The sequence below is a fragment of the Archangium sp. genome (assembly GCF_057119385.1).
In genome coordinates this window covers 18,384-41,916 of record NZ_DBNGVP010000047.1, presented here as the reverse complement: position 1 = coordinate 41,916, position 23,533 = coordinate 18,384, and the positions used below count along the sequence as shown (strand labels likewise).

The following is a 23,533-nucleotide window of genomic DNA, read 5'->3' as shown; positions in this document are numbered from 1 at the left end:
GCCAGAGCGTGAACAGTTCCTGAGATCACTGCTGTTAGGTGTGCTGCGAGTCTAACCGGTCGAGCAACGATGACGGATCAGCAGATCAACAACTACGCGCGTCGGCTGCTCGTCGAACTCTTCGTCCAGCTCGGAGAGAAGCACGCTTGGTTCCACGATGAGGAGTACCGGACCGTAGTGGACTTGGCAAACAAGCTTGAGGCGGAGATCGAGCGGGGCATCGCGCTCCTGGATGCGGGCAAGGAGTTGCCCGCGGACATGTGGCCCCTCGTAAAGCTCAGGGTCGTGGACCGATTCCTGAACGAGAACAGTGGGTTCCAACCCACAGGGGTGCTGGCTCAGGTGACATTGGACGGGAAACGGCGCTTCCAGGTCTACCGGCGTCCGGTGGGCCCACGCCGGTCTTCCGTCGAACGCCAGATCAGCGGGCACCTGCGCGCCTGGGTGAAGCACCACTGGGTCATCCCGGAGACGTTCCTGGACTATAGCGTCGAAATCGTCAGGCCTCCCCAGTTCCTCATCACGAAGCTCGAAGCCCTCCGGGGGCGCCGTGAGCCGTTGCGAGTGGCCATCTACCACTTCGAGGATGGCGTGGAGATCGTCTGGCACGAGCACCTGCTTCCCCATTGGCAGGCCGTTGACCTCAAGGCGCCGGAGACGCGATGGTCCCGGGTGGAGCGCCTGCTGGAGCGTGCCCTCCAGGCGCAGGTCCACGTTCTGGTCCTCCCCGAACTCACCATCACACCGGACCTGCGCCGCCGGATCCAAGGCTGGTTGAAGAAGAACCTCAGCCGCCACTCGCTCCTCCTGGTGCTGCCGGGCAGTTTCCACGAGCCCGACCCCGCCCAGCAGGGCAAGGCCTTCAACAGGACGCAGTTGCTGGACAGCGCCGGTCAGGTCGTGATGGAGCACACCAAGCTCACCCGATTCAGTCAGGGGGGGGCATTCGAGAGCATCCTCACCGGAAGCCGCATCAGGCTCCTGCCGCTACCCATCGGATTGATGGCCACCCCCATCTGCCTGGACTTCTGTCAGTCCGCCCACCCCATTCGCGAACTCTGGAAGGTACTCGGTCCGGAGTGGTTGCTCGTTCCAGCGTACGGCAACCAGTCGAGCGTGAACGCCCATCGCGCTGCGGCGAAGGATCTTCGGACTTCCCACGGAAGCCGGACGGTGCTCGCCAACCAGCATCGCCAGGGGGAGCAGTCGGCTCCTGGATTCATCGGGGATCCGTCCTCGGAGTCCCTGGCCCTGAGTCCCGAGGAGCAGACTGCGGAACAGGCGGACGCCTTTCAGGTAGAGAGCCTGTGGATCTGGTCCGACGAGACGTCGGGGGGAAACAAGAGTGGCCCGGGACTGGTAAACTAGAGTAAACAGGCTTATTGCCAGGAGTTTACTCATGCCGCTCGATCTTGAGGAGTGTGCCCCCGAAGATGTGGCGGTCTACTCCACGTTGCCCGAGTTGCTGGAAGCCGTCGAAGCCATCTCGCGCTGGAGCGACCGGAAGGCGGCGGTGTTGGACTACGTCTATTGCGAGCGGCTGCTGAAGCTGATCCGGACGAACGCACCGAGAGAACAGCTCGAGGAGTTCAACGAGCACCTAGTCCAGGTGGTGCATCCCCTGCGACAGGAGGATCTGGACGGCCTGAGCCTACGCTACTACCAGCGCTGGTCCCTGTTGCGTGAGCTCCTGGAGCGGCGCATCGAGTCGCTGCGCGGTGAGCTGCCTCAGCAGTTGCTGGCGCGGGAGCACGTGTCCTCCATACTGGAGTACCTCTCCCGGGCCCGTGGGCCCGTGAGCCAGCAGGACCTTATGCGGGAGCTGGATCTCCGAAAGGCCAACCTGTCGCGCATCCTGAGCCGACTGGAAGCCCACGAACTCATCGAGAAGCTTCCTGGCAAGGGGGGCAGCAATCTCATCAGTCTGGGATTCCGTGGCCGCGAGCTGGAGCTGGCATCGGCTACCGCCCCGCAGCCCCCAACGCCCACCGTCGAGAAGCCTGGGACGATGGCGCGCTTTTCTTCGCTCATGGCGGACGATGATTCGCCTTCTCCCCCGATGTGACGATGACGACCCACATCTCTACTTTCTATAGCTTCAAGGGTGGCGTTGGACGCTCTCTCTTGCTCGCCAATGTCGGCGTCAGTCTCGCGCGCAGCTCGCAAAAGGTCCTGCTCTGGGACCTCGACATGGAAGCACCGGGAATGCATTACATCTCGGGGTTGCGAGCGCAGAAGTTGCCGGCCCGCGGCTTCCTGGAGTGGCTCGTGGATTGGCAGCAGGCGGGCTCTCTGATTCCGGAGGGACACCTGCTTGAGTCCTTCCTGTCGCTGGCCTATGCCGTCCCCAACATCCCGGGATTGTTTGTCCTGCCTGCGTTCGGAGAACGCGGCAACTTCGCTCGTCTGTACCAACAGATTGACTGGCACGCCTTCACCGCTCGGAATCCAGAGCTCGGTCTGAAGCTGTTTCAACGCCTCCTGGATGCGCTCTCCGCGAAGTTTCAGTACGACCACGTTCTGCTGGACTCGCGCACGGGCATTACGGATCTGGGAGGGCTGCTCACCGCCGTGTTGCCCCATGCGACGGTATTGGTGGGCAACTACTCGGCGCAGAACACGGTGGGCCTGTTGAGTGTCTACCGCGCGCTCCAGAAGGCAGTGGACGACAAGCTTTCCGTGCGCACCCAGGGAGCACTCCAGCGCATCCTCGTCGCATCGCCCGTGCCCCTTGATGAGGATCCGAGCAGCCTCGCCCGCCGCCGTGCTGTCTGGGATGGTCAATTTGAACTGCCGCCCGACGAAACCCGCGTGGAGGTGCCCTTCGTGGCCCGGCTTCTCTTCAGCGAGGAACTACTCGTGGAGACGGAGCCCGACTCTCCCGTGGCGCGCGCCTACAAGCGAGTGGCTCAACAGCTTCTCGACCTGCGCAAGGCGCTTCTCCGGAAGCAGGAGTCTGCCGAGCTCGAGTCCGTGCTCTACCGCGACCTCTCTTCGAATCCTTCCTCGAACCGGCCAGGCCCCAGGCAAAAGGAAGTGCGTGGCCCCTCCTTCGAACAACGGGTCGAGCGGTTGCTACAGCTGTTGGGTTACTCGGTGAGCCGTGGCGAAACAACCGGCCTCATCGCCCAGCGAAAGAGCGGCTTCCAGCAAGAACGCTATCTCGTTGCATGCAAGGAGTCTCGTAGCTCCTTGAGTGCGGCTGCGGTGGCGGACCTCGCGGACTCTTTGCGAGCGGCAATCGAGCAGCTCCCTGGGACAAAGCCCATGTTGGTGGCGTCCGCGTTTTCGGAGGCTGCCCGCGATTACTTCCGGAATTGGCCGGGAGTGGCCTTGACCCTGAGCGAGCTGGAAGGGGAGCTGTTCGACTTCAAGCCCTACCTCACTCGTCTCCGGAGGAATTACGAGGAGAGCACCCTCGCGCGCGCCTATGTGGATTCGCGTTTCGTTCCGAGGTCTCACGAGCCCAAATCCATACCCGTACTGGAACGGGGCAAGGCATGGGCTCGCGGGAAGGGCTCGCGCCTCTGGGTCGTGCTGGGGGAGGCGGGGACAGGGAAGACCAGCTTCGTTCGGAGGCTTGCCTACGAGTTGGCGACTGCCGCCGAGCGTGACGCGGAAACGCCCATTCCTCTCTATATTCCGTTGAGGGAGTTGTCGGGTGCCCTGACACTGGAAATGCTGCTCCAGGAACACATGGCCACGGCTGTGGGCTGGCGCGGAGACCCCGCCGTCCTGCTCCACCTGCTCTCTCTGGGCCGTGTGGTCTTGTTGCTGGATGGTTTGGATGAGATGGGGAACGCGGCGGCCAACCTATCCGCGCTGGAGGATCAATTTCGCAATCTGGTCCGGCCAACGGCGCTCGAACCTGAACGGCGTCGCGGCAATCGGGTTCTGCTGACCGCCAGGACGGGTCTGTTCCGCGAGCCGCGGCCGGTCGGTTCCCGTTCTCCCGAGGTGGGGCAACCCCAGCTGACGTCGCTGGGCCAGGTCGCTCTGGCGTTCGGGGCGGAGGTTGACGAACTGGCGGGGTGGAATCAGGAGCAGCTCCTCCGGTTCCTCACGCGCTCCTTTGGTGATGAGCGGGCGGAGCAGTGGCGCATGCTCCTGAGCAGGTTGGAGGAAAAGGCGGAGCTGGTGATGTCCCGCCCGTTACTCGTGGAGATGCTGCTATATGCGGCTCCTGACCTTTCCGCCCAGAAGGGACCCTTGAGTCTGGGTTCCCTCTTCCAGCATTTCACCGACCGCTGGTTCAAGACAGAGTCCCTGCGGAGTCCCGATGCGGCAATGGTCCAGCCCCAGATCTTCGAGCACATCGCCCGAGAGCTGAGAGGACGTCCGCAGGGCAGGTTGCACTTGCGCCAGCTCGTCAGTCTGGTGAGAGAGTCGGATGAGCGGCTTTCTCTCGCGGAGTCCGAGCGCTTGAGCGCGGAGCTACGGAGTTCCCCATTCCTCACGCGAACGGAGCCCGCTGGTACCTACCAGTTCTCATTCAAGAGCTTCGAGGAGTTCTTCTTTGCCCGGTACCTGCTTCGTGCGGCACGGGGACGGACCCTGACGAGCGCGCTGGATACACCTCCACTGACGGCGGAGTGTGTCTCCTTTTTGGTCGACCTCAGCGCGATTGAGGGTGGACGGGACGAACTCCAGATGGCTCTGAGGGCAGTGCTCGATTCCCCTTATCGTTCGCGGGTCAGTGAAAATGCCCTCAGACTTGCCTATGAATGGTCCTGCAATACGGCAGGGCAGGCGGGTTCTCGGAGTCAGGAGGAGATGTCTCGAATTGTTCCTCCTGGGGTCCGGTTGCAGGGCGCGGACCTTCGCAATGCCCGGCTGGCCTTTGCTTGGCTCGAGGGTGCTCATCTCGAAGGGGCGCAACTGGATGGAGCTGATCTCACGGGCGCCAACTTCCGGCGGGTCGTTGGGACAGGGCTCAAGGCTCGCGGTAGTGTACTGGATGGGGCGGACTTCGCAGGCGCGGACCTGGAGGCGGCGGACTTCTCCGGGAGCAGTGCCGTTCAGCGGCCTCCTTTGTTTGAAAAGGCCATGCTCCGCGATGTACGTCTGCGAGGAACCGCATGGCAGATGCCCGATTTGCACGAGGCTTTTCTCAAGAGCACCGATCTGGGTCTTGCGCGGTGGAGTGCTCCGCGGATGGTGGAACAAGGACCCCAAGACGCTTCCCTGGTTCCGGTACTTCAAGGGAAAATCCGTTCCATCGCCATTTCACCTGATGGCTCGCTCCTCGTGATCAACTCCGGCCGAAACCCCTGTGTCGTGGATGCTACTTCTGGTCGTCCCTTGACGACGCTGGAGGGTAACGAGTCAGCGGTGAACTGGGTAGCCATTTCCCCTGACGGAGAGAGGGTCGCGGGGGGCTGTGCCGATGGCAAGGTGATCCTTTGGGAACTCGCATCTGGGAAACTGCTCCGGAGCACTCAGGCTCATGAGGATGAGATTATCGAGGTGATGTTCTCACCGGATGGCAGAATGCTTGCCACAGCTTCCGATGACGGTACCGCTCGCTTGTGGGACGCGCACGCCGACACACTGCTGAGAACCTTGGATGGTCATGGGAAGGCGGTGATGACAGTCGCATTCTCCCCTGACGGATTGCTGCTTGCTACTGGATCGGAAGATGCGGTGATCATCATCTGGGAAATTACACAGGGCACGCTTATTCGCACCCTGAGAGGGCATAGAAGTTCGGTCATCTGGTTGGCATTTAATCCGCGATCTTCGCAGCAACTGGCGAGCGGCTCCGAGGATGGGACGCTGCGCATCTGGAATGTGAGTGATGGAATCGAAACCACTCACTTCGACACTAATCAGGGCGCTGTCAACAGTATGGCGTTCAATGGTACGTACCTGGCTGCTGTCACGGCTCGGGACCGGTTGTTGGTTTGGAACAGCGAAACGAGCACTGTGGTGCGCAATATTGCCCTTCAATCGCAAGAGGGAGTTGTGACCTTTTTGCCAGGGAGTGTCTCGGGCATTGTCTTTGCGGCGAGCGGAACACTTTCCATCGAGCACCTCGATGGTTCCGGAGTGGGGGCGTTGAGAGTCTCCATTCCCTGGGTACTTGATACCGTGTTCATGCCGGATGGAAATGCGGTCATCGGGTGTGAGGATGGAACGATCTGGATCTGGGATACACGGACTGGAGAGTGTCGGCTCTCCGTTCAAACTGGCCATGACGATATGATCGGGCTGGCGGTATCCCCAGATGGAAAGCGGTTGGTGACCGCTGCGATTTATGGCGCTGTTCAGATGTGGAGCCTTGAGACAGGCGAGATGCTGGGTGTCATCTCGAATTTGGAGCGCCTCCTGTTCCTGTCATTCTCTCCAGATGGAAAGTACCTCGCAGGAGTAGGGCAGTATGCATTGGTCTGGGACTTGACCTCACCCCGGCCGCAAGTGGCTTTTGCATTGGAAGGACATGAAGGACTGGTTTTAGGAGGAGTTTTCTCCCCGGACGGGAAGTGGCTGGCCACTTTTGACGATGAGTCTGTGCGACTGTGGGATGGCAAAACCGGAGCGGCGGTACGACCCATGAAGGGTTTTTCGCACGAGCCGAGTTGTGTCTCCTTCTCTCCAGATGGAAGGTGGCTGGCGAGCGCAGGAGATAATGGTGAGATCCGTGTCTGGGACCTTCAGTCGCGCGGGTTGACCCATATGTTGAAGAGCCCCGATGAGACCATTTTCGACATATCGTTTTCCCCGGATGGAAGCCGGCTCCTGACAGGCTCAAGTGTCGGGTCGATTTGTGTCTGGGACCTCCGGGCGGGCGCTCTCCTCAAGCGACTAGATGCGCATCGAGAGGAGTTGGATCACGTGGCGTTCTCTCGGGACGGCCATCGCGCGATGACGACTTCATGGGACGGTGCTACACGGCTCTGGGATACGGAGACGTGGAACTCCCTGGCGGAACTTGTTCGTTTGCCGCAGGGCTGGGCCACGCTTGCTGGCCCGTATGCCGTTGTCTCGAACGGTGCGGACACGGACAGGGTTTCCGTACAGTCTGGAAATCGGTTTGCCCCTCTCACGCTGCTGCGGGACGTGTGTGTTCGGCCGGAAAAGGTTCGAGCTGCGTTGGCGGGACAGCCTCTCGAGCCGCTGCGCTTGGACCTCTCCCTTGCGGAGAGCACGCGAACGGGGCGGAACTGAGGGGTGATCCCTCAAGGCCGGACTGCTCAGCGCACCTCGAGCAGCCGCACGCGTTTGTAGAGCCGGCGGTCGAGCGGCATCCGAATGTCCGTGAGCTTCATCTCCGCGTCGAACTCGATGCTGAGGGTGGGCACCGGCGGGCTGATGGAGATGATGAGCTCGATCTGCCACAGGCTCACCAGTTGCGTGCGGCCCTGGAGGGCCTCGGGTGGCGGAACGGGGAGGCTCGCGGCGGCGGCACGGATGTCGGCCACCGCCTCCCGGTCTATCTGCATGTCATTGCTGGGCGTGATGAGTTCCACGCTGAGCAGCCGTCCCTCCGTGTCCTGCACCACGCGCACCGTGGCGCGGCGGGTGGCTCGGAACTGCTCCTTCATCTGCCGGCGCAGCGTGCGGCGCGCTTCGAGCGATGGATCTCCCCCAGGCGGTAGCCGGTCGTAGGCCTCCGGCGTGTCGGCGTCGAGCGCCGAGCCCGTGTTCGCGTAGGCCGCGGCCCTGTCCGACCAGACTCGCATCCACTCCGCGGAGTTGCCGCGCGTCTGGTCGAGGAATCCCTTGAGGCCCTTGGCGCTGACGGCGCGCTCGGCATCCCAGTTCTTCAGCAGCGATTTGCCCAGCTCGGAGAAGTAGGGGTGCACGAGCCCCCGGTCCACCTTCCCCCGGCGCACGCCCTCCATCACCATGTCGGCCACCTTCTCCTCCGGCGTGGCGGGAACGGGCACGCCCGCATCCGGTACGTCGACCCCTCGGTCCTGACTCCACGACAGCGAGGGCGAGGGCAGCAGCCGTGAGGCACCCAGGCGTGGACCCTCGGCTCGCGGCGCGTCCGCGCGAGGAATGTCACTCCCGGTAGGTGTCTCGGTGACGGTGGGAGGAGGCTCGGCCGGGGTGGGCGCAGGCTCGGCGGGTGGTTTCGGGGCTTGCGCGACGGCCGGTGGTGGACGGCGGGGCGGCCTCGGTGGTGGAGGGCTCGGTGGGGCGGGCTTCGGAGGCTCCGGAGGCGGGGCCACCTCCACCTCGACGAACTGGAGCGTCGCCGGAGCGGGCGGCAGGGGACGCGGCTCCGCGAGCGGGGAACGCCGGACCTCCATCCACAGCCACACCCCGGCGTGCAGGCCGAGGCTGAGGAGGAGCGCGAGCAACAGTCTGCGGCGGGAGTCCGGCATTCCTGGGCCGATTCAACCACCGCCGACCCCCATTTGGTTAGAGTGTGCGCCTTGGAGGCAACACCATGGGGCGCTCGCTGCTCGCGACGGACGGCTACAAGTTCAGCATGGCGGAGGCTGGCTGGCCGCTTCGCCGGGAGACTTTCTACTACTCGCACCGCAAGGGCGGACAGCAGGTGGTGCCGTTGGATCTCGAGTCCTATGTGCGCAACCTGCTCCCGGAGCCGACCGAGAGCGACTACTCCTACCTCGCCCGCAACAGCTACGAGATGGGTGCCGGTTTCAAGGCCGCCATCCAGCGCAAGGACAAGCTGGTCATCCGCGCCCTGCCCAAGGGGGCTCGCTTCTACTCGCGCGAGCCCGTGTTCACCGTGACGGGGACCTCGGCGCTGGTGTCGTGGCTGGAGCCGCTGCTCCTGCAACTCAACTTCCGCATCCAGATCGCCACCCAGGCGCTGGCCGACCGCGAGGCGCTGGCGAAGGCGCTCGCCGTCCTGTCGTGCGAGGAGGAGAAGCGCATCGCCCTGGAGACGTTGGACGCGGTGGGCGTGAAGCCGGTGCCCATCACCGTGGACTCCGAGGGCTATCACGCGCGCGTGGTGGCGGTGGTGCGCGAGCTGGTGCACGCGGTGCAGGACCCGAGCCGCATCTTCGAGGTGGGCCTGCGCGCGGCCACGTGCATGGAGCAGCATGAGATCGCCCTGCGCGCCTGCAAGGAGGCCGGGGTGATGCGCACCAGCAACGTGTATCTGGCGCGGAAGCTCGGGATGATTCCGGTGGGCACCATGGGCCACGAGCATGTGCAGCGCTACGGCTCGGACGAGGCTGCCTTCCGCGCCATCCGCGAGCGGCGCCCGGAGCGCTCCAGCTACCTGCTGGACACCTACGACACGGTGACCTCGGGCCTGCCCACGGCCTTCCGCCTCGTCCACGAGGATCCCAACGCGGGGGACTCCATCCGCTTCGACTCGGGTGACAAGAAGAAGCAGTACGTGTTCGCGGTGTCCCGGGCCAAGGAGGAGGGCATCAAGCCGGTGTTCATCCTCGAGGACGGGCTGGACGCGCAGGCCACGCGCGAGTTCGAGGAGCTGCGCACCCAGTATGGCTGGGAGTCCTCGAAGCAGTTCTACGGTTACGGCGGCTTCATCGTGGCGCGCACCATGGCGTGCCCGTACACGCGCGACCGGGTGGCGGCGGTGTACAAGCTGTCGCGCACGGGCCACGTGCCCACGATGAAGTTCGGCAACGAGCTGGCCGAGGGCAAGCAGAGCATCCCGGGTGTTCCGGTGGTGTTCCGGCGCCGGAGTGGCTCGGGGCCCATCGGCCTCATCGGACAGGAGGGCGAGCCCGTGCCCGAGGGCTACGAGCTGCTCTCCGGTGCCACGTCCGAGACCGCCGCCTCCATCCCCGCGCCCGGCGAGGGGGAGCAGCGCGTCGCGTACACGGCGGCCACGCAGAAGCTCGTGGAGGAGCTGCGCCACCGTCACTTCCCGCAGGGCCCCGCGCACCATTCTTGAGCTTCCCTGGAGAACGTCATGCCGTTGCCCCTTCCCGAGTTCCATGACGACAAGCGCGTGGGCTCGCTGTACCTGGAGCGTGCCGCCCTGGTGACCGACGAGGCCCGCCGCTACGCGCTCGCCCACCAGGTGAAGCCCGCGCGCGAGGACCGGCTGCGCATCGCCGCCTTCGGCATCGACGTGCAGGTGGCCTTCTGCCAGCCCGAGGCGAGCCTCTTCGTCCCGGGCGCGGTGGAGGACTCGCAGCGCACGCTGCGCTGGCTGTACGCGAACCTGGACCGCATCACCGGGCTGGTGTTCTCCCTGGACACCCACCGTGTCTTCCAGGTGTTCCACCCCGCGTGGTGGCAGGACGCCGAGGGCCGCAATCCCCCGCCGATGACGGTGATTACCTCGGCGGACATCCGCTCGGGGAAGTGGCGGCCCACGCGTTACTCGGAGGAGAGCCTCGCCTACTGCGAGCGCCTGGAGGCCACGGGCAAGTACGTGCTGACGGTGTGGCCGTACCACGCGCTGCTCGGCGGACTGAGCCACGCGCTGCTGCCCGCGATGATGGAGGCGAGCCTCTTCCACTCGGTGGCGCGCGACACGCAGACGCGCTTCGAGGTGAAGGGCGAGGAGCCGCTCACGGAGAACTACTCGGTGCTGTCTCCCGAGGTGACGGAGCTGCCCGGGCGCAAGGTGGGCGAGTTCAACCAGGACCTCTTCGACCACCTGCTGACCTACGACCGCGTGTACGTCTTCGGGCAGGCCAGGTCGCACTGCGTGCTGTCGACGCTGATGGACCTGCGGAAGCACATCGAGGCCACGGACCGCTCGAAGATGGGGCGCATCCACATCCTCGAGGACGCGATGAGCCCCGTGCCCGCGCCTCCGCTGGATCCCCTGCCTCCCGGGCTGGACTTCCCGCGCGTGGCCAACGAGGCGATGCGGGCCTTCCGCGAGGCCGGCATGAAGATTGTCCGGACCACCGACCTGCTGGACGTGTAAGGGGCGCTCCGAATGGGCCACGCTTCCATCGAGAACAAGACGCCGCTCGTGCTGGAGCCGCTGTTCCTCGCAGATGAGGAGATGCGCCCGCTGCTGACGTTGGTGGTGAAGGCCACCTACGTCATCGGCCGGGACGGGCTGACGCTGGCCGAGCAGCAGGTGCCGGTGAACGTGGCCGGCGAGTACTGGGGCGTGCCGGAAGAGTCCAGCTACCGCTACGAGCCCGAGTGCGCCTTCATCAAGCCGGCCACGGACGTGGTGTTGGTGGGCCATGCGCACGCGCCTGCACGGGGTACGACGGAGGTGCTGGCCGGGTTTCAAGTAGGGCCGGTGCGCAGGATGGTGCGGGTGGTGGGGGAGCGGGTGTGGTTCAAGAGCATGGGCAGCATCTCCATGACGAAGCCCCAACCTTTCGAGCGCATGCCCCTGCGCTACGAGCGGGCCTTCGGTGGATGGGACAAGACGGACCCGGACACGGCGAAGCACGGCTTCGAGCCGCGCAACCCGGTGGGAGTGGGCTTCCGCACCAGCGCCCAGCACTTCGAGGAGGGGCTGCGGCTGCCGAACCTGGAAGCCCCCGAGCAACCGTTGCAGCGCTTTGGCCAAGTGATTGCGCCCGCGGGTTTCGGCTTCGTGTCTCCGCATTGGCAGCCACGCGCTTCCCTCGCCGGTACCTACGACGAGGCCTGGAACCAGAAGCGCAAGCCGCTGCTACCGAAGGATTTCAACCGGCGCTACTTCAATGCCGCGTCACCGGGCTCGGTTGCTCCTGGCTTCCTGCAAGGCGGAGAGCCCGTCACGCTCGTCGATGTCTCCTCAATGGGTCGGCTCTCGTTCGCACTGCCGCGTGTGGTGCCGAAGGCCATCGTGGAACTCACGGGAAATGAGGATGTCCATCCGGCGTTGAACCTGGACACTGTCATCCTGGATATGGACGAGCACCGCGCTTTCCTGCTGTGGCGGGGAAGTGTCTCCCTACGGGATGGACCCCATGACGTGCGGAGCGTTGTGCTGACGGCGGAGGGGAGCCTTCCGTGAGCACGGAACTTGGCGAAGGTGCTACACTGGAGGACACTCCGTAGGTGATTGATGGGGGCGTTATGGCGAACACGGTTGGTGTGAACAAGATGTCCGTGGTGACGAAAGACAGTAAGGGCATCACGGTGGTCTTCCCAGATGTATGCAAGACGCCGAGTCCAGGAGGTCCCGTACCCATTCCTTATCCCAACATCGCGAAGTCCTCGGACACCGCCAAAGGTAGCAAGACTGTGCTGGTCGACGGCAATCCCGTTTGTTTGAAGGACTCCTGCTTCAGTACCAGTACTGGTGATGAAGCAGGTAATGCTGGTGGCGGCGTTGCTTCTAGCAAGACCAAAGGCAAAGCCGAGTTTGTCAACTACTCTGTCGATGTGAAGTTCGAGGGTAAGAATGTTGCGCGGGCGCTCGACCCGATGCTTCACAACGATAAGAATACTCCACCTTCGCCGCTCATTCAGGGACCAGTCGTCGCCATTGGGACGCCACCAGGGAAGCCGGTTTGTTTGAACTGTGAGAAAGAGTTTTAACCGGCAAAATAGCACAGTGGCCATTCCTGCTTGATGGGCTTGGTGCCTTCGTAAATGGGTTGTTGTTTTCGCGTGGGGTTGTGCGCCAAACCGTACTCAAGCCCAGGTCGGGGAACCTCATGAGATGGGACATTATCGAAGAGCACTTGGATGAGGCTGCGTTCCTCTGGGGACGGCGGGAGTCGAGTTGGTCCGCATCCGATTATGCTCTACCTGAGGTGGCTGAACTTGAGGCACGTCTTTGTGCCCATGTGGATGCGTTGGTGCTGGCGGGGACTCCAGCAGCACAGCGCGTGCTACGAAATGCCTTGTTGGATGAGGAGGCGCAGCGTGTCGCAGTGGCTGCGCTCGCGCTCTTGGGTCAGGGATCCAGTGGGCTATCCATGGTACTGGAGCATCTCCGGAAGGGAGGGCCTGCCCAACGGCTTGGAGTCGCCAGTGCCTTGTTTGCCTGCGAGGATAGTGGCTTGGTGCTACAGCTGTTGCCATGTCTGGGGGATGACGAGCCAGAACTGCGGGTACTCGTGCTTGGGTTGCTCGGACACTGGCGTACCTCCCCAGGCCCTGTTCTCCAGCAGTTCCTCGTTTCCAGTGAGCCGCAGGTACAGGCTGCTGCCTTCCAACTGGCGGCACAGGTACCGGCACCTATAGCCCTTGAGACCCTCAAGCATGGGCTGGCTTCCCGTGTTCCTGGTGTACGGAATGCCGCCATCCAAACGGGATTGGTCCTCGGTTACAAAGAGGCATGGGCTGCCTGTCTGGCTGTGGTTGGGGCTCGTGCTCCGGCCTCGCAGCTTCCCATGCTGCTGGTAGCCATGGGGGGCGGTGTCAAGGAGCAGGAGCTGCTTCTCGATGCGCTGTCCATACCCGCTTTGCGGCGCGATGCCCTGTGGGCGTTGGGGTTCAGCGGACGGGTACAGGCTGCGGACGCTTGTCTAACGATGATGCGTAACGAGGATTCTCTCCTCGCACGTCTGGCGGGTGAGGCCTTCAGCTCCATAACCGGGCTGGAACTCAAGAATGGATATGTCGCCAGGGAGTCACCTGAGGAGGAATCGCTGCCCCCGCTGGAGGAGGAAGATCTCGACGCCAATCTCACGCCTGTACCAGAGCAGGCGCTGCCTTTGCCCTCTCCCGATGCAGTGGAGCAGTGGTGGGCACATGCTCGTGGATCGTTCGAACTGAAGGGGCGTTACCTAAGAGGCCGGCCTTTCTCTTGGCGCATGTTGCTGGAGCAACTTGAGCATGGCCCCATGCGCAGGCGTCCGGTGCATGCCCTCGAACTGCTCATCCGGAGTCGGGGTGAGCATCGGATATCGCTCGGAGCTTTCGCTGAACTGCAGCAGCGCGAGTTGTCACGTGCACATAGACCAGAAGAGGTGATGTGCCCGTCTTTCGAACGCCTGCCCATGAGGCAGTGGACTCCTGCGCCAGCAAGTGTGCTGGGTGCTCATGTGGCCACCCGTGTGTCCTCCGCGCAGGGCAGGCGCTCGGTCTCGCTAGGCGCACGGGCGCTAGTTGTTCGCGGGCTGGGCATGGTCTCGCCGCTTGGTGAGGACGTGGTCATGAGTTGTGCGGCTAGCAGGGCGGGCATTCCGTGCATCGCAGCGCTCGATGCCCTTGATGTATGGGATCCGGACGGCGAGCGGATGCAGCCGGCCGCTGGTTGCTACATTCCGGGGCTCGCCGAGGGGTTCACGGGATTCGGGCGCCTAGCACGTTTGGGCGCTGCGGGTTTGAAGGATTTGCTGGGTCGCACCCAGGTACCCGACTGGAGGCGGACAGGCCTGTTCCTGGTCCTGCCCGATGGTCAGCACTTGTTGGACCACGAGGAGGCGCTGCGGAGGGATGCAGAGATCGAGGGCGTGGAACCGGAGTCGTTGCCCGGAGAACTTGTCAGCACGCTGCGGCGAAGCTGCGGGCAGAGTCTGCTGTTGACCCTGGCCAAGCATGTCGAACCCTCTCTCTCCCAAGCTCACCTGCGGCTCTTCTGGCAGGGCCGGGCTGGCTTCGCCTTGGCTTTGGAGGAGGCCAACGATGCGCTGGAGTGTGGCAAACTGGATCGTTGCATCATTGGAGGGATTGATAGCTTGGTGGATAGACCCGTGTTGGAGGCGCTCAAGCACCTCAATCGCTTGAAAGCGCCCAGCCAGCCGGTCGGAGTTGTCCCGGGCGAGTGTGCAGCTTTCGTGCTCGTGGACAAGGGTCGTGCGTCAGCCACGCGCGATGGGAATGTGCTCTGCATCATCGACGGGCTGAGTTTTTCCAGGGGAGAGGGAGAGCGGGGCGCCAGTTCGGTGTCCGAAGCCGGATGTGCGCTAGGGCAGACCCTCGCCTTAACGCTTGGGGGTGGCTCGGCGGAGGGGATTCAGGTGGCGCTCCTCTCTGGCTGTATCAATGGTGATGAGCGGACGGCCTACACGTGGGGCCACGCGCTCCCATGGCTGCGTGCCCGCGGCTTGTTGGACGCTCCATTCGAGTGGCACCCGGCGCTTTCCTTTGGAGAGATTGGAGCGGCGACTGGTCCGGCAGCCCTCTGCCTGGTTGCGCATGCTTTCGGACGGGGTGTTGCGCCTCACGGCAACGGCTTGGTTTGGCTGCTGGACGAATCTGGTGCACGGGGTTCGTTCCTGCTGCGACCGCCGGGAGGGTGAATGATTCAGGCCTTGTAATCCCTTGTGAGATACGTTGCCACGGGAGGATGTGATGTCTGATGAAGAACATCTCGATATCGAGAAACTACGACCCCGCAGAGGCTGGTTCCGGAAGGTAGAGGAGGGCATGCCGGAGCCCAAAAAATACGCTAAGTCTTGCAAGGCAGGGAAGGATGGCTATCTGGGGCCGCACTCTGGCGCACACCATTTGTTGCCTCAGACTTCGTTCTTCATGTCCATCGAGGGACATCCGAATAGAGAATATATCGAAAATGTGATGGAAGTTATTCCGTATCACATCAATCGCCAGTCGAACATGCTCGGGTTGCCCACCTTCTCTGTTTACGATTTGCACTACCAGAAGCAGCACACACTGGATGAGAATCAGCATTCCTCAGGTGTGGCCAAAGGCTATGTAGCCACTTTCAATAGCTACAAGGAGGAATGGCGCAAGCGCTGGCTACAGAAACTGACCTCTGGTTTGGCGAATATGAGCCCCGAACATCTGGCAATCCACTTGCCTGTGTCCTTCGGACACATCGAATACAACTATATGGTGGCTGATGAGTTGAGGCGTAGAGTCTGGCGGGTGCTGGATAGCGAGAAAGACAAGCACAAAATAAAGAAGGAGAGTTTCGACGCTATCCAGAGTGCTCTGACGGAACTCGAAAGCAAATTTCGCAAGCATCTGAAGGACAGAGCGACCAGTCTCCAGCAGTGGGACAAGCGCAACGACTCCGCCGAAACCGACTGGTACGAACCCTATACCATGGCAGACACCAACGATCCGCTGAGGGGCTGAGAAGTCAAGAGGATGAAAATGGGATATATGATTGGAATGCCCAAAGTAGGGCGAGGCGCGTGCCGCGTAGGGGTGCTGCTGGGGGTCGAGCGGACTTATGAATTGCTCGACGGGATATCTCGCGTGAACGGCTTCCCATTGGATGCACGCTTGCGTATGAGCGATGAGTTCCCCAGCGACATCAAGACAGAGGACTTTATCAAGAACATGGACGGTCTGCTGGTTGTTTCAGCACGGGCTCGAGAGATCTTGGAGGGGCAGTCGCTGAAGAATAACGAGTTCCTGCCCGTGAGCATCATCAACCACAAGGATAGGAAGGAGAAGGGACCGTTCTTCATACTTCATCAAGTTTTGCTCCAGGACTGTGTTGATTCAGGAAAGACCGTGGCGAAGGAGAACCCCATCAACCCTGAGCTTTTCATAAGTGTCAGCAAACTGGGTCTGGACGAGCAGCGGATTGATCCTGAGGTGGGTCTCTTTCGCATGAGGCGCATCCCAGACTACCCCGTCTTCAGGGACGACTTGGTAGGCAAGATCAAGGCCGCAGGTCTGACAGGGCTCAAGTTCATCCAGCCAGATGCTTTCTCGGATTGAGCCGAAAGGAGTGCTCGTGTCCCTAGAGGAATTGAAAGGAAGCATCGTGTTGTACTTGGACGGGCTTGCCAGGACTGCCGCACAGCAGCGCCAAGCCTCAGCCATCGGCAAGGTCTACTATGACTTGGCAAGGCATCACCGTGCCTTTGGCATCTGCGTCTTGCTGACAGACGTAAATGTGGATGGTTTCTTCCACGGGCTCATTCAGTCTGCGCTTACCTGGAAGTTCTTTTTGGAACGCTGCCAGTTGGAAGGGGTTAGTGACTCGTCTTACCGCCGCGTAAGCCTGAGCGCCCCCTTTCTCGATGCAGTAGCGGCTGGCCAGTGGAAACTAGCCAAGCAGATTGCAGCGCTTTCTGCCGATGCTTGGCGCCAAGGGGAGGAGTACGAGGACGACTTCGCGTATGCGCGCTTCCTGCACAGGTTGCTCGATTTTGAACAGGCTGAGCGAGCTGTGGCCCAGCATTTGTTGGATCAGTTCGAGCGTGCGCTTGAGGGCGGTTCAGATGTCCGCTTGGAGCTGGCCCGGGCTTTGTTGGACAAAAACCAGGATGCCTTTGAGTCCGCATTCGAAGGCTTGTTGGATGACCATGAGCACAAAATGAAGAGGATTGCGGATCCGCAGCGGGACTCGGTGCTGGCGCGTGAGTACACCTTCGAGCCAAATCGCCATATCATGGTCGAGGGACTGGCGATCCTGCAAGTGGCCGAGGTGCTGGGGCTGAAGTTGGAGTCCGAATACAAGTTCTGTCCGGGTTTCGTGCGGCGCACGCAGTACGCGCCGTTCGCCCCCCTGACCTTCCCGGGTGCAAAGCTAGAGGACTAAATGGCAACACTTGCTCCAATAAGGGCCGCGTCATACCTGCTCGCAATCCAATGTGCTCTTGTCTGTTGAGCTGTATCGAGCTACTCATAATGCGCTGGGGGGCCGATGAGGTGGGACTTGGAGGACAGACTCGTCCTTGCTCTTAATGACGACCCGCTTGCCGTCAACGTGGGTCGTTGAATCCGTTGCTATCGGGGCTGGAGCGCAGCGCGCTCTTCGTCTTGTTGTCGGGCAGCGAGGTGGGAACCGGATTCTGGCAGTTGTAGACGCTACGGGTGACGATGGGCCCGGTCGGGGTTGCCCTTGAGTGGTTCCACCGCCATCTCATGCCCGATTCGAGGGCATCACCGTGGCGCGGATGCGCTGACGAGCCGACCCCTTGCATCCCAGCGCACTACGCGCGACATGATGCTGTTGAAGAATCGTGCCGTCCCATTTCCGAGCTGGACCGTCAGCAGCGCCTCCTGATTCAGCTGGGTCTTCTCGTCTACGCCTCTCGTCGGGTGGTGGCGCCGGGAGGACGTCGAGTCGTGCTGGGGGAGGGTCTCCTTGGCGTCAACACCCACGACGGCTAGTTCTCTCACGGCATGGGGACCTACCTAGAATTCGAACTCAGCCTTGTTGGGCTGGAGCTCAGCGGTTGCAATCACGTGAGTCCCCCCATCCCGGGTATGCGGCAATCACTCCGGGTGTAATGCAGGGAACGTCCTGGGAGAGAATCCGAGGCTCAAGAATGTTCAAGCCGCTGCTCAGAGGCTGAACTCGGCGAAGGGCCGCCGGCACGCGGGCCCCACCGCGATCCACATCGTGCGGCGCGCCGGTGCCATCACCACCGTGGCCGCCGTCTCGCGCGGCATGGCCCCGGGGGCGGGCTGCGTGTCGTGCAGGCAGATGCGGCCCTCGGGCGTGCCGTGGTCCGTGAGCATCTGCTTCACCGTCTCGGGCGTGTGTTGGCCGTGTCCGGCGGCCACGAGCTTAGCGATGCGCTCCCGGCGCCCGAAGGTGCAGGGGACGTAGCGGTGGGTGACGTCCCGCTCCCGGAAGCGCTCGGACTGGTAGTGGTTGGCGTGGACGAGCACTCCTCGCTCCGGCCGCAGCAGGACGTGATCGTCGTACGTGCTCTCGATTCCCACCACGTGCCCCTGCGCGTCCGCCAGGTGGTAGTAGCCGAAGCCCCTCGCCGCCGTGACGAGCACCTCCAGCGCCGCGGACAGGCTCGGCTGGCGCATTGCCTTGGGGACGTACACGGACAGCGGCACCAGCGAGGCACAGGGCCGCGGCTCCACCAGCGTGAGGTTGGCGCAGTTGCCCACCCCGTCACTGTTGAGGTGGTAGTACGGCGAGCCGTCCAGGCACAGTGAGAGCTGCTCTCGTCCGTCCGCGTGGCGGATGCGGAGCAGGTCCATCCGCGCTCCCGGGTTCCAGTCGATTGTCTGTCCGAGCAGCGCCTGGCCATCCTTCGTGGCCTCGCCGGTGAGGGCCATGGACGTGCACATGCCGCCGATCTGCGCGTAATTGATCGCCAGTTCCAGCATGCAGTGCAGTGCGAAGGTCTCTCCGTAGGGGAGGCCAGTGCCCTCGGCCTGTCCCCGGATGAGCTCGAGCGCCTCCGGGTCGAAGGCGCGTACGTTGGTCTCCAGCTTCAGCGCCGTGCGCACCACGTCCTCCCGCGAGGCCGCGAGGGGGCTCATGGACAGGGTGAGGAAGAGGTTGTCCGCCGAGGCGCGCAGGCTCTCGCGGCATGCCTCTCCCCACTGTTGGCCTATCTGTCGCGGCGTCCCACGGCACTCGATGACCCGAAGCGTCTGCGTCGTCATGGGGCGCAAGGTACGCCGTGGGGCCGGGCCTCGCTTGAACGGATGCGACACGTGTTGCCTCGCTCGAAGACCCTCACCCCAGCCCTCTCCCAGAGGGAGAGGGAGTCCGGAAGTCGCTCGGCGTCCGGCCCGTCAGCTCCCGGAAGTCCCTCGTCATGTGCGCGTGGTCGGCGTAGCCGATCCGGTACGCCACCTCGGACAGCGAGCGGGTGGGGTGCTCACGCAGCTCGGACAGGGCCTCCTGGAGCCGCACGATGCGCGTGTATGTCCTCGGTGAGAAGCCCACGCGCTCCTTGAAGGCCCTCTGCAACGTGCGCGTGCTCAGGTGGAGCGCGTCCGCCAGGGCGCCCGGGCGCAGCGGCTCCGGCCGGGCGAGCAGGTGGCGCAGTGCCCGGTCGAAGCTGTCTCCGGGCGGGTAGGGCGTCCGGCTCAACAGCGGAGTGAGCGCCTCGCGCATCCGCTCCGGTGAGCCCGCGGCCAGCAGCCGTTCTCCGAGCGCGTCCACGGAGAGGCCCGCCACCTCGCGCAGCTCCACGGACTCGTTGACCAGCTCCGAGGGACTGGCATCCACGAGCCCGGGCATCGCCCCCGGGCGAAAGTGCACCACCAGGTAGCCATGGCCCGCGCGCGAGCGGACGTGGATGCTGCGCGTCAGTGGCCCGTAGAGCACGGCCCGGCAACGCTCGTCCGACAGCTCGAGGAGCAGGTCCACGTTGGCGTCGGGCACCACCTCGTGCACGTGGGTGACGGAGGCCTCCGGCGGCACCCACATCAGGAACTCCACCCGCTCCTCCAGCGAGGCGGGGGCGGGCATCCAATGCGTCCACGGAGACGGCGGCGTCGTGGCGGGCATAGCCGGAATATAGTCCCGGGCCCGGCCCATGACCTCCCTGGACAAGAAGACCCGAGGACGCACCTCACACGGGCGCCTGCGCGCACTCGACGAGTACCTGGTCCACCACGAGCGCGAGCTGCTCCTCCGGACCGAGGGCCCCTGGGCCCGGGCCGCCTTCGTGGACGTCGGTTTCGGCGAGCACCCGTGGACCACCCTCGAGAGCGCCGAGGTCTTCCGCGAGCTCCACCCGGGGCTTCCCGTCGTGGGCGTGGAGCTGGAGGACTCCCGCGTGGAGGCCGCCCAGGTCCATGCCGATGCGCTCACCGGCTTCCGGCAGGGTGGCTTCGAGCTGCCCCTGCACCCGGGAGAGAGCGTCCGCCTCATCCGCGCCATGAACCTGTTGCGCGGCTACCGCCCCGAGGATGTGCCCGGCATCCACCAGACGTTGGGTGGGGCGCTGCTCGAAGGAGGGCTGCTCGTCGAGGGCAGCACGGACACACCCGGGGCCGTGCTGGTGGCGCACCTGCTGCGGCGCATCCCCGAGGGGCTCGCGCGCGAGGCCCTGCTGTTCCACACCGACTTCAGCCGCGGCTTCGCGCCCGTGCTCTTCCGCGATTGGATGCCCCGGGACTTCCGCCGCCGGGTGAAGCCCGGAGAGCCCATCCACACCTTCTTCGCCGACTGGACGGCCGCGTGGCAGGACGCGCGCGAGGCGGGCCACACCGCGCCCCCCGACGCCTTCCGGCACTCCGTCCTCCGGCTGGTTTCTCGGGTTCAGGGAATTGTCACGGACGCATGGCTGCTCGAGCGCGGTTATCTGCTCTGGAAGCCACCGGGCGGCGTCTTCCCATGACTCCGAGCAGGGCCCATCGTCTCCGGCGCGAATGCCGGTAGAATTCCTGGTTGTCCGGCGAGGAAGTCCCTCTTAAATGCCCCCCACCGTGGCCTCGAATCGCTCCGTCCTCTGGTTGCTGCTCGCAGTCCTCTCCCTTTCCTCCGTGCGCGCGTGGGCCCAGGCCTATGACGGCGCACGCCGGGAGGAGGTGGACGCCGGTGTCCATACTCCGGTGCTGACGAAGGCACCCGAGCTCATTCAAACCGTGGAAGCCGTCTACCCCGCCGAGGCCGCCGCGGCCGGGAAGACGGCCGCCGTGGAGATGCTCGTCACCATCGACGAGAAGGGCCAGGTGTCCGACGCGCAGGTGGTGACGCCCGTGGGCGATGGCTTCGACGAGGCGGCGCTCGCGGCGGTGCGGCAGTTCCAGTTCTCACCGGCCGAGGTAGACGGAGCGCCGGCCCCCATTCAAATCCAGTACGTCTACAACTTCGTCCTCCAGCCGCCGAAGGTGGACGAGTCCGCTCCGCCGCCACCCCCGCCCGAGGCCACCCTCACCGGACAGCTCCTGGCGCGTGGCAGCCGCTCGCGCGTGGGCGGTGCCACCGTGCGCTGTGGAGACGACCCCGAGGCCCCCGAGGCGCTCTCGGACGAGGACGGCCGCTTCACCCTCAAGGTGACGCCCGGCACCTGTGACGTGCGCGTGGTGGCCAATGACTTCCACCTCTTCACCACCAAGGAGGAGCTCGCCCCCAACGAGACGACGGAGGTCATCTTCTACCTGATGCCCAAGGCCCCGGGTTACGAGACGGTGGTGCGCGGCGCGCGCGAGAAGAAGGAAGTGGTGCGCCGCACCCTCGAGCGTCAGGAGTTGCAGAAGGTGCCGGGCTCCTTCGGCGACCCCATCCGCGTGCTGCAGAACCTGCCCGGCGTGGCGCGGGCGCCCTTCATCTCCGGCCAGCTCATCGTGCGCGGCGCGGCGCCGGACCAGACGCTCACCTTCTTCGACGGCGTGGAGGTGCCGCTCCTCTACCACCTGGGCGGTGGACCCTCGGTGCTCAACGCCGAGTTCATCGACCGCGTGGACTTCTACCCGGGTGGCTTCGGGGCCCGCTACGGCCGGGCCGTGGGCGGCGCGGTGGACGTGGCCACGCGCAAGGGCTCCACCGATACGCTGCATGGCTCGGCGAAGGTGGACCTGCTGGACTCGGGCTTCTTCCTCGAGGCCCCCGTCACCGAGGGCATCTCCGTGGCCGGTGCCGCGCGCCGCTCGTACGTGGACGTGCTCCTGCCGGCGGTCCTCCCCGAGGATCCCCAGGGGGGCACCCTGCTCGTGCTGCCGCGTTACTGGGACTACCAGGTGCGCGTGGACTTCGGCGCGAAGCGGGGCAGCGAGCCCGGGACTGGCGGACGCCACTCCGGGTACATCATGGCCTTCGGCTCGGATGACCTGCTCAACGTGGTGGCCTCGGGCGGCGGACGCAACCGCGATATCACCGTGGACGCGCGCACGCTCTTCCACCGCATCAAGGGTGACTGGACGTACCGCAACGGCCGCTTCACCTCCGTCTTCACCCCCTACGCCGGCTACGACCTGGCCAGCTTCGGCTTCGGCGAGACGAAGCTGGATGCGAACGTCTGGTCGCTCGGCGCGCGCCAGGACCTGGCCCTGGAGGTGCTGCCCTGGCTCACCGCGCGCGGTGGCGCGGACGTGAAGTTCGAGCACCTGGTGGGCGAGGGGAAGGTTCCGTTCATCGGCGGCATCCAGTACCCGTCCTTCCCCGGCGCCGAGCCCAAGGTGGAGCTGCAGGACATCCGGCGCGTGGCCAACACCTTCGACGGCGCGCTCTACGCCGAGGTGGATCTGAAGGCCGGGCCCGTGACGGTGACGCCCGGTCTGCGCGCCTCGTATGCCCGCATCTACGGGCAGGATCGCTTCGCCTATGACCCTCGGCTCTGGGTGCGCGTGCAGCCCACGGAGAAGACGGCCTTCAAGGGCAGCCTCGGCCTCTACAGCCAGCCGCCGGAGGCCTTCAACCTGGAGCCGGCGCCGCTGGGCAACCCGGCCCTCACCCACGAGCGCTCCTTCCAGACGAGCGCGGGCGTGGAGCAGCAGCTCACCGACGCCATCAGCGTGGACGTCACCGGCTACTTCAACCGGCGCTATGACCTGGTCGTCTCCCCGGGCGATACGGTGCGCAACGAGGACGGCACGCTCACGCGCTACCAGTACTCCAACCGCGGCCTGGGGCGCGCCTACGGCATGGAGATCATGGTGCGGCACGCGGTGACGCGCGACTTCTTCGGCTGGCTGGCCTACACCCTCAACCGCTCCGAGCAGCGGCGCGTGGGCAGCAATGACTACCGCCTGACCACGTTCGATCAGACGCACATCCTCACCGCGGTGGCCAGCTACCGGTTGCCCCATGGCTTCGAACTGGGCGCGCGCATGCGCTACGTCACCGGCCGGCCCACCACGCCGCTGCAGCACACGTTCGACCGCTACGACGTGGACCGCAACAACTTCACCGGCACCTTCGGCCCGTCCAACTCCACCCGCTTCCAGCCCTTCCACCAGTTGGATCTCCGGCTGGACAAGAACTGGATCTTCCAGAGCTGGACGCTCAACGCCTACATCGACGTGCAGAACGTCTACAACGCCTCCAACGTGGAGGCGACCTTCTACGACTACCGCTACCGCGACCAGTTCGAGGTGCCCGGCATCCCGATCCTCCCGGTCGTCGGCGTCAAGGGGAGCTTCTGAG

The 23,533-nt window shown here is 64.2% G+C and carries 17 protein-coding genes; 13 read left to right on the top strand and 4 right to left on the bottom strand.

The window, feature by feature from the left end:
* Positions 1–69: 69 nt before the first annotated feature.
* Genes AC16DP_RS10885 through AC16DP_RS10875 form a run of 3 tightly spaced genes read left to right on the top strand, consistent with a single transcriptional unit; the run spans position 70 to position 7,167 of the window.
* A complete protein-coding gene (locus AC16DP_RS10885; protein ID WP_329728983.1) occupies positions 70–1,368 on the top strand; it encodes a carbon-nitrogen hydrolase family protein in 1,299 nt (432 codons plus the stop codon).
* Between the two features lie 31 nt (positions 1,369–1,399).
* Positions 1,400–2,065, top strand: a complete 666-nt coding sequence (locus tag AC16DP_RS10880; protein WP_329728982.1) for a helix-turn-helix transcriptional regulator — start codon at positions 1,400–1,402, stop codon at positions 2,063–2,065.
* A 2-nt stretch (positions 2,066–2,067) separates the two neighbouring features.
* A complete protein-coding gene (locus AC16DP_RS10875; RefSeq protein ID WP_329728981.1) occupies positions 2,068–7,167 on the top strand; it encodes a KGGVGR-motif variant AAA ATPase in 5,100 nt (1,699 codons plus the stop codon).
* 26 nt (positions 7,168–7,193) lie between these two features.
* Here AC16DP_RS10875 and AC16DP_RS10870 read toward each other — a convergent pair whose 3' ends face one another.
* The gene (locus tag AC16DP_RS10870) at positions 7,194–8,333 is read right to left on the bottom strand and encodes a TonB C-terminal domain-containing protein (RefSeq protein ID WP_329728980.1); all 1,140 of its coding nucleotides are present in this window, start codon (positions 8,331–8,333) and stop codon (positions 7,194–7,196) included.
* 65 nt (positions 8,334–8,398) lie between these two features.
* On the opposite strand from AC16DP_RS10870, the gene AC16DP_RS10865 reads away from it, so the two are divergent.
* From AC16DP_RS10865 to AC16DP_RS10830, 8 genes are all read left to right on the top strand, one after another.
* The gene (locus AC16DP_RS10865) at positions 8,399–9,850 is read left to right on the top strand and encodes a nicotinate phosphoribosyltransferase (RefSeq protein ID WP_329728979.1); all 1,452 of its coding nucleotides are present in this window, start codon (positions 8,399–8,401) and stop codon (positions 9,848–9,850) included.
* Positions 9,851–9,868: 18 nt separating this feature from the next.
* Positions 9,869–10,840, top strand: a complete 972-nt coding sequence (locus AC16DP_RS10860; protein ID WP_329728978.1) for a nicotinamidase — start codon at positions 9,869–9,871, stop codon at positions 10,838–10,840.
* A gap of 12 nt (positions 10,841–10,852) precedes the next feature.
* Positions 10,853–11,878, top strand: coding sequence for a DUF2169 family type VI secretion system accessory protein (locus tag AC16DP_RS10855; RefSeq protein WP_329728977.1), 1,026 nt, complete (start codon positions 10,853–10,855; stop codon positions 11,876–11,878).
* Between the two features lie 62 nt (positions 11,879–11,940).
* Positions 11,941–12,405 carry a DUF4150 domain-containing protein gene (locus tag AC16DP_RS10850; protein ID WP_329729010.1) on the top strand — a complete coding sequence of 155 codons (465 nt, stop codon included), beginning with the start codon at positions 11,941–11,943 and terminating at the stop codon, positions 12,403–12,405.
* Positions 12,406–12,524: 119 nt separating this feature from the next.
* The gene (locus AC16DP_RS10845; protein WP_329728976.1) at positions 12,525–15,059 is read left to right on the top strand and encodes a TIGR02270 family protein; all 2,535 of its coding nucleotides are present in this window, start codon (positions 12,525–12,527) and stop codon (positions 15,057–15,059) included.
* Between the two features lie 52 nt (positions 15,060–15,111).
* Complete coding sequence (locus AC16DP_RS10840; RefSeq protein ID WP_329728975.1) at positions 15,112–15,861, top strand: hypothetical protein; 750 nt, start codon at positions 15,112–15,114, stop codon at positions 15,859–15,861.
* Positions 15,862–16,017: 156 nt separating this feature from the next.
* Entirely contained in the window at positions 16,018–16,455 is a 438-nt protein-coding gene (locus AC16DP_RS10835) for an imm11 family protein (protein WP_329728974.1), read from the top strand.
* Between the two features lie 16 nt (positions 16,456–16,471).
* Positions 16,472–17,281, top strand: a complete 810-nt coding sequence (locus AC16DP_RS10830) for an Imm49 family immunity protein (RefSeq protein ID WP_329728973.1) — start codon at positions 16,472–16,474, stop codon at positions 17,279–17,281.
* A 163-nt stretch (positions 17,282–17,444) separates the two neighbouring features.
* Here AC16DP_RS10830 and AC16DP_RS10825 read toward each other — a convergent pair whose 3' ends face one another.
* The 3 genes from AC16DP_RS10825 to AC16DP_RS10815 all read right to left on the bottom strand — a co-directional run bounded on the left by AC16DP_RS10825 (position 17,445) and on the right by AC16DP_RS10815 (position 19,912).
* Positions 17,445–17,609, bottom strand: coding sequence for a hypothetical protein (locus AC16DP_RS10825; protein ID WP_483956696.1), 165 nt, complete (start codon positions 17,607–17,609; stop codon positions 17,445–17,447).
* A 421-nt stretch (positions 17,610–18,030) separates the two neighbouring features.
* Positions 18,031–19,098 carry a C45 family peptidase gene (locus AC16DP_RS10820; RefSeq protein ID WP_329728972.1) on the bottom strand — a complete coding sequence of 356 codons (1,068 nt, stop codon included), beginning with the start codon at positions 19,096–19,098 and terminating at the stop codon, positions 18,031–18,033.
* Positions 19,099–19,171: 73 nt separating this feature from the next.
* Positions 19,172–19,912 carry an AraC family transcriptional regulator gene (locus AC16DP_RS10815; RefSeq protein WP_329728971.1) on the bottom strand — a complete coding sequence of 247 codons (741 nt, stop codon included), beginning with the start codon at positions 19,910–19,912 and terminating at the stop codon, positions 19,172–19,174.
* A 67-nt stretch (positions 19,913–19,979) separates the two neighbouring features.
* Between AC16DP_RS10815 and AC16DP_RS10810 the strand changes: the two genes are divergently transcribed.
* Together AC16DP_RS10810 and AC16DP_RS10805 are read left to right on the top strand one after the other, a co-directional pair.
* A complete protein-coding gene (locus AC16DP_RS10810; RefSeq protein ID WP_329728970.1) occupies positions 19,980–20,786 on the top strand; it encodes a methylase in 807 nt (268 codons plus the stop codon).
* 76 nt (positions 20,787–20,862) lie between these two features.
* On the top strand, positions 20,863–23,532 hold the full coding sequence (locus tag AC16DP_RS10805; protein ID WP_329728969.1) for a TonB family protein: 2,670 nt from the start codon (positions 20,863–20,865) through the stop codon (positions 23,530–23,532).
* Position 23,533: the final 1 nt, after the last annotated feature.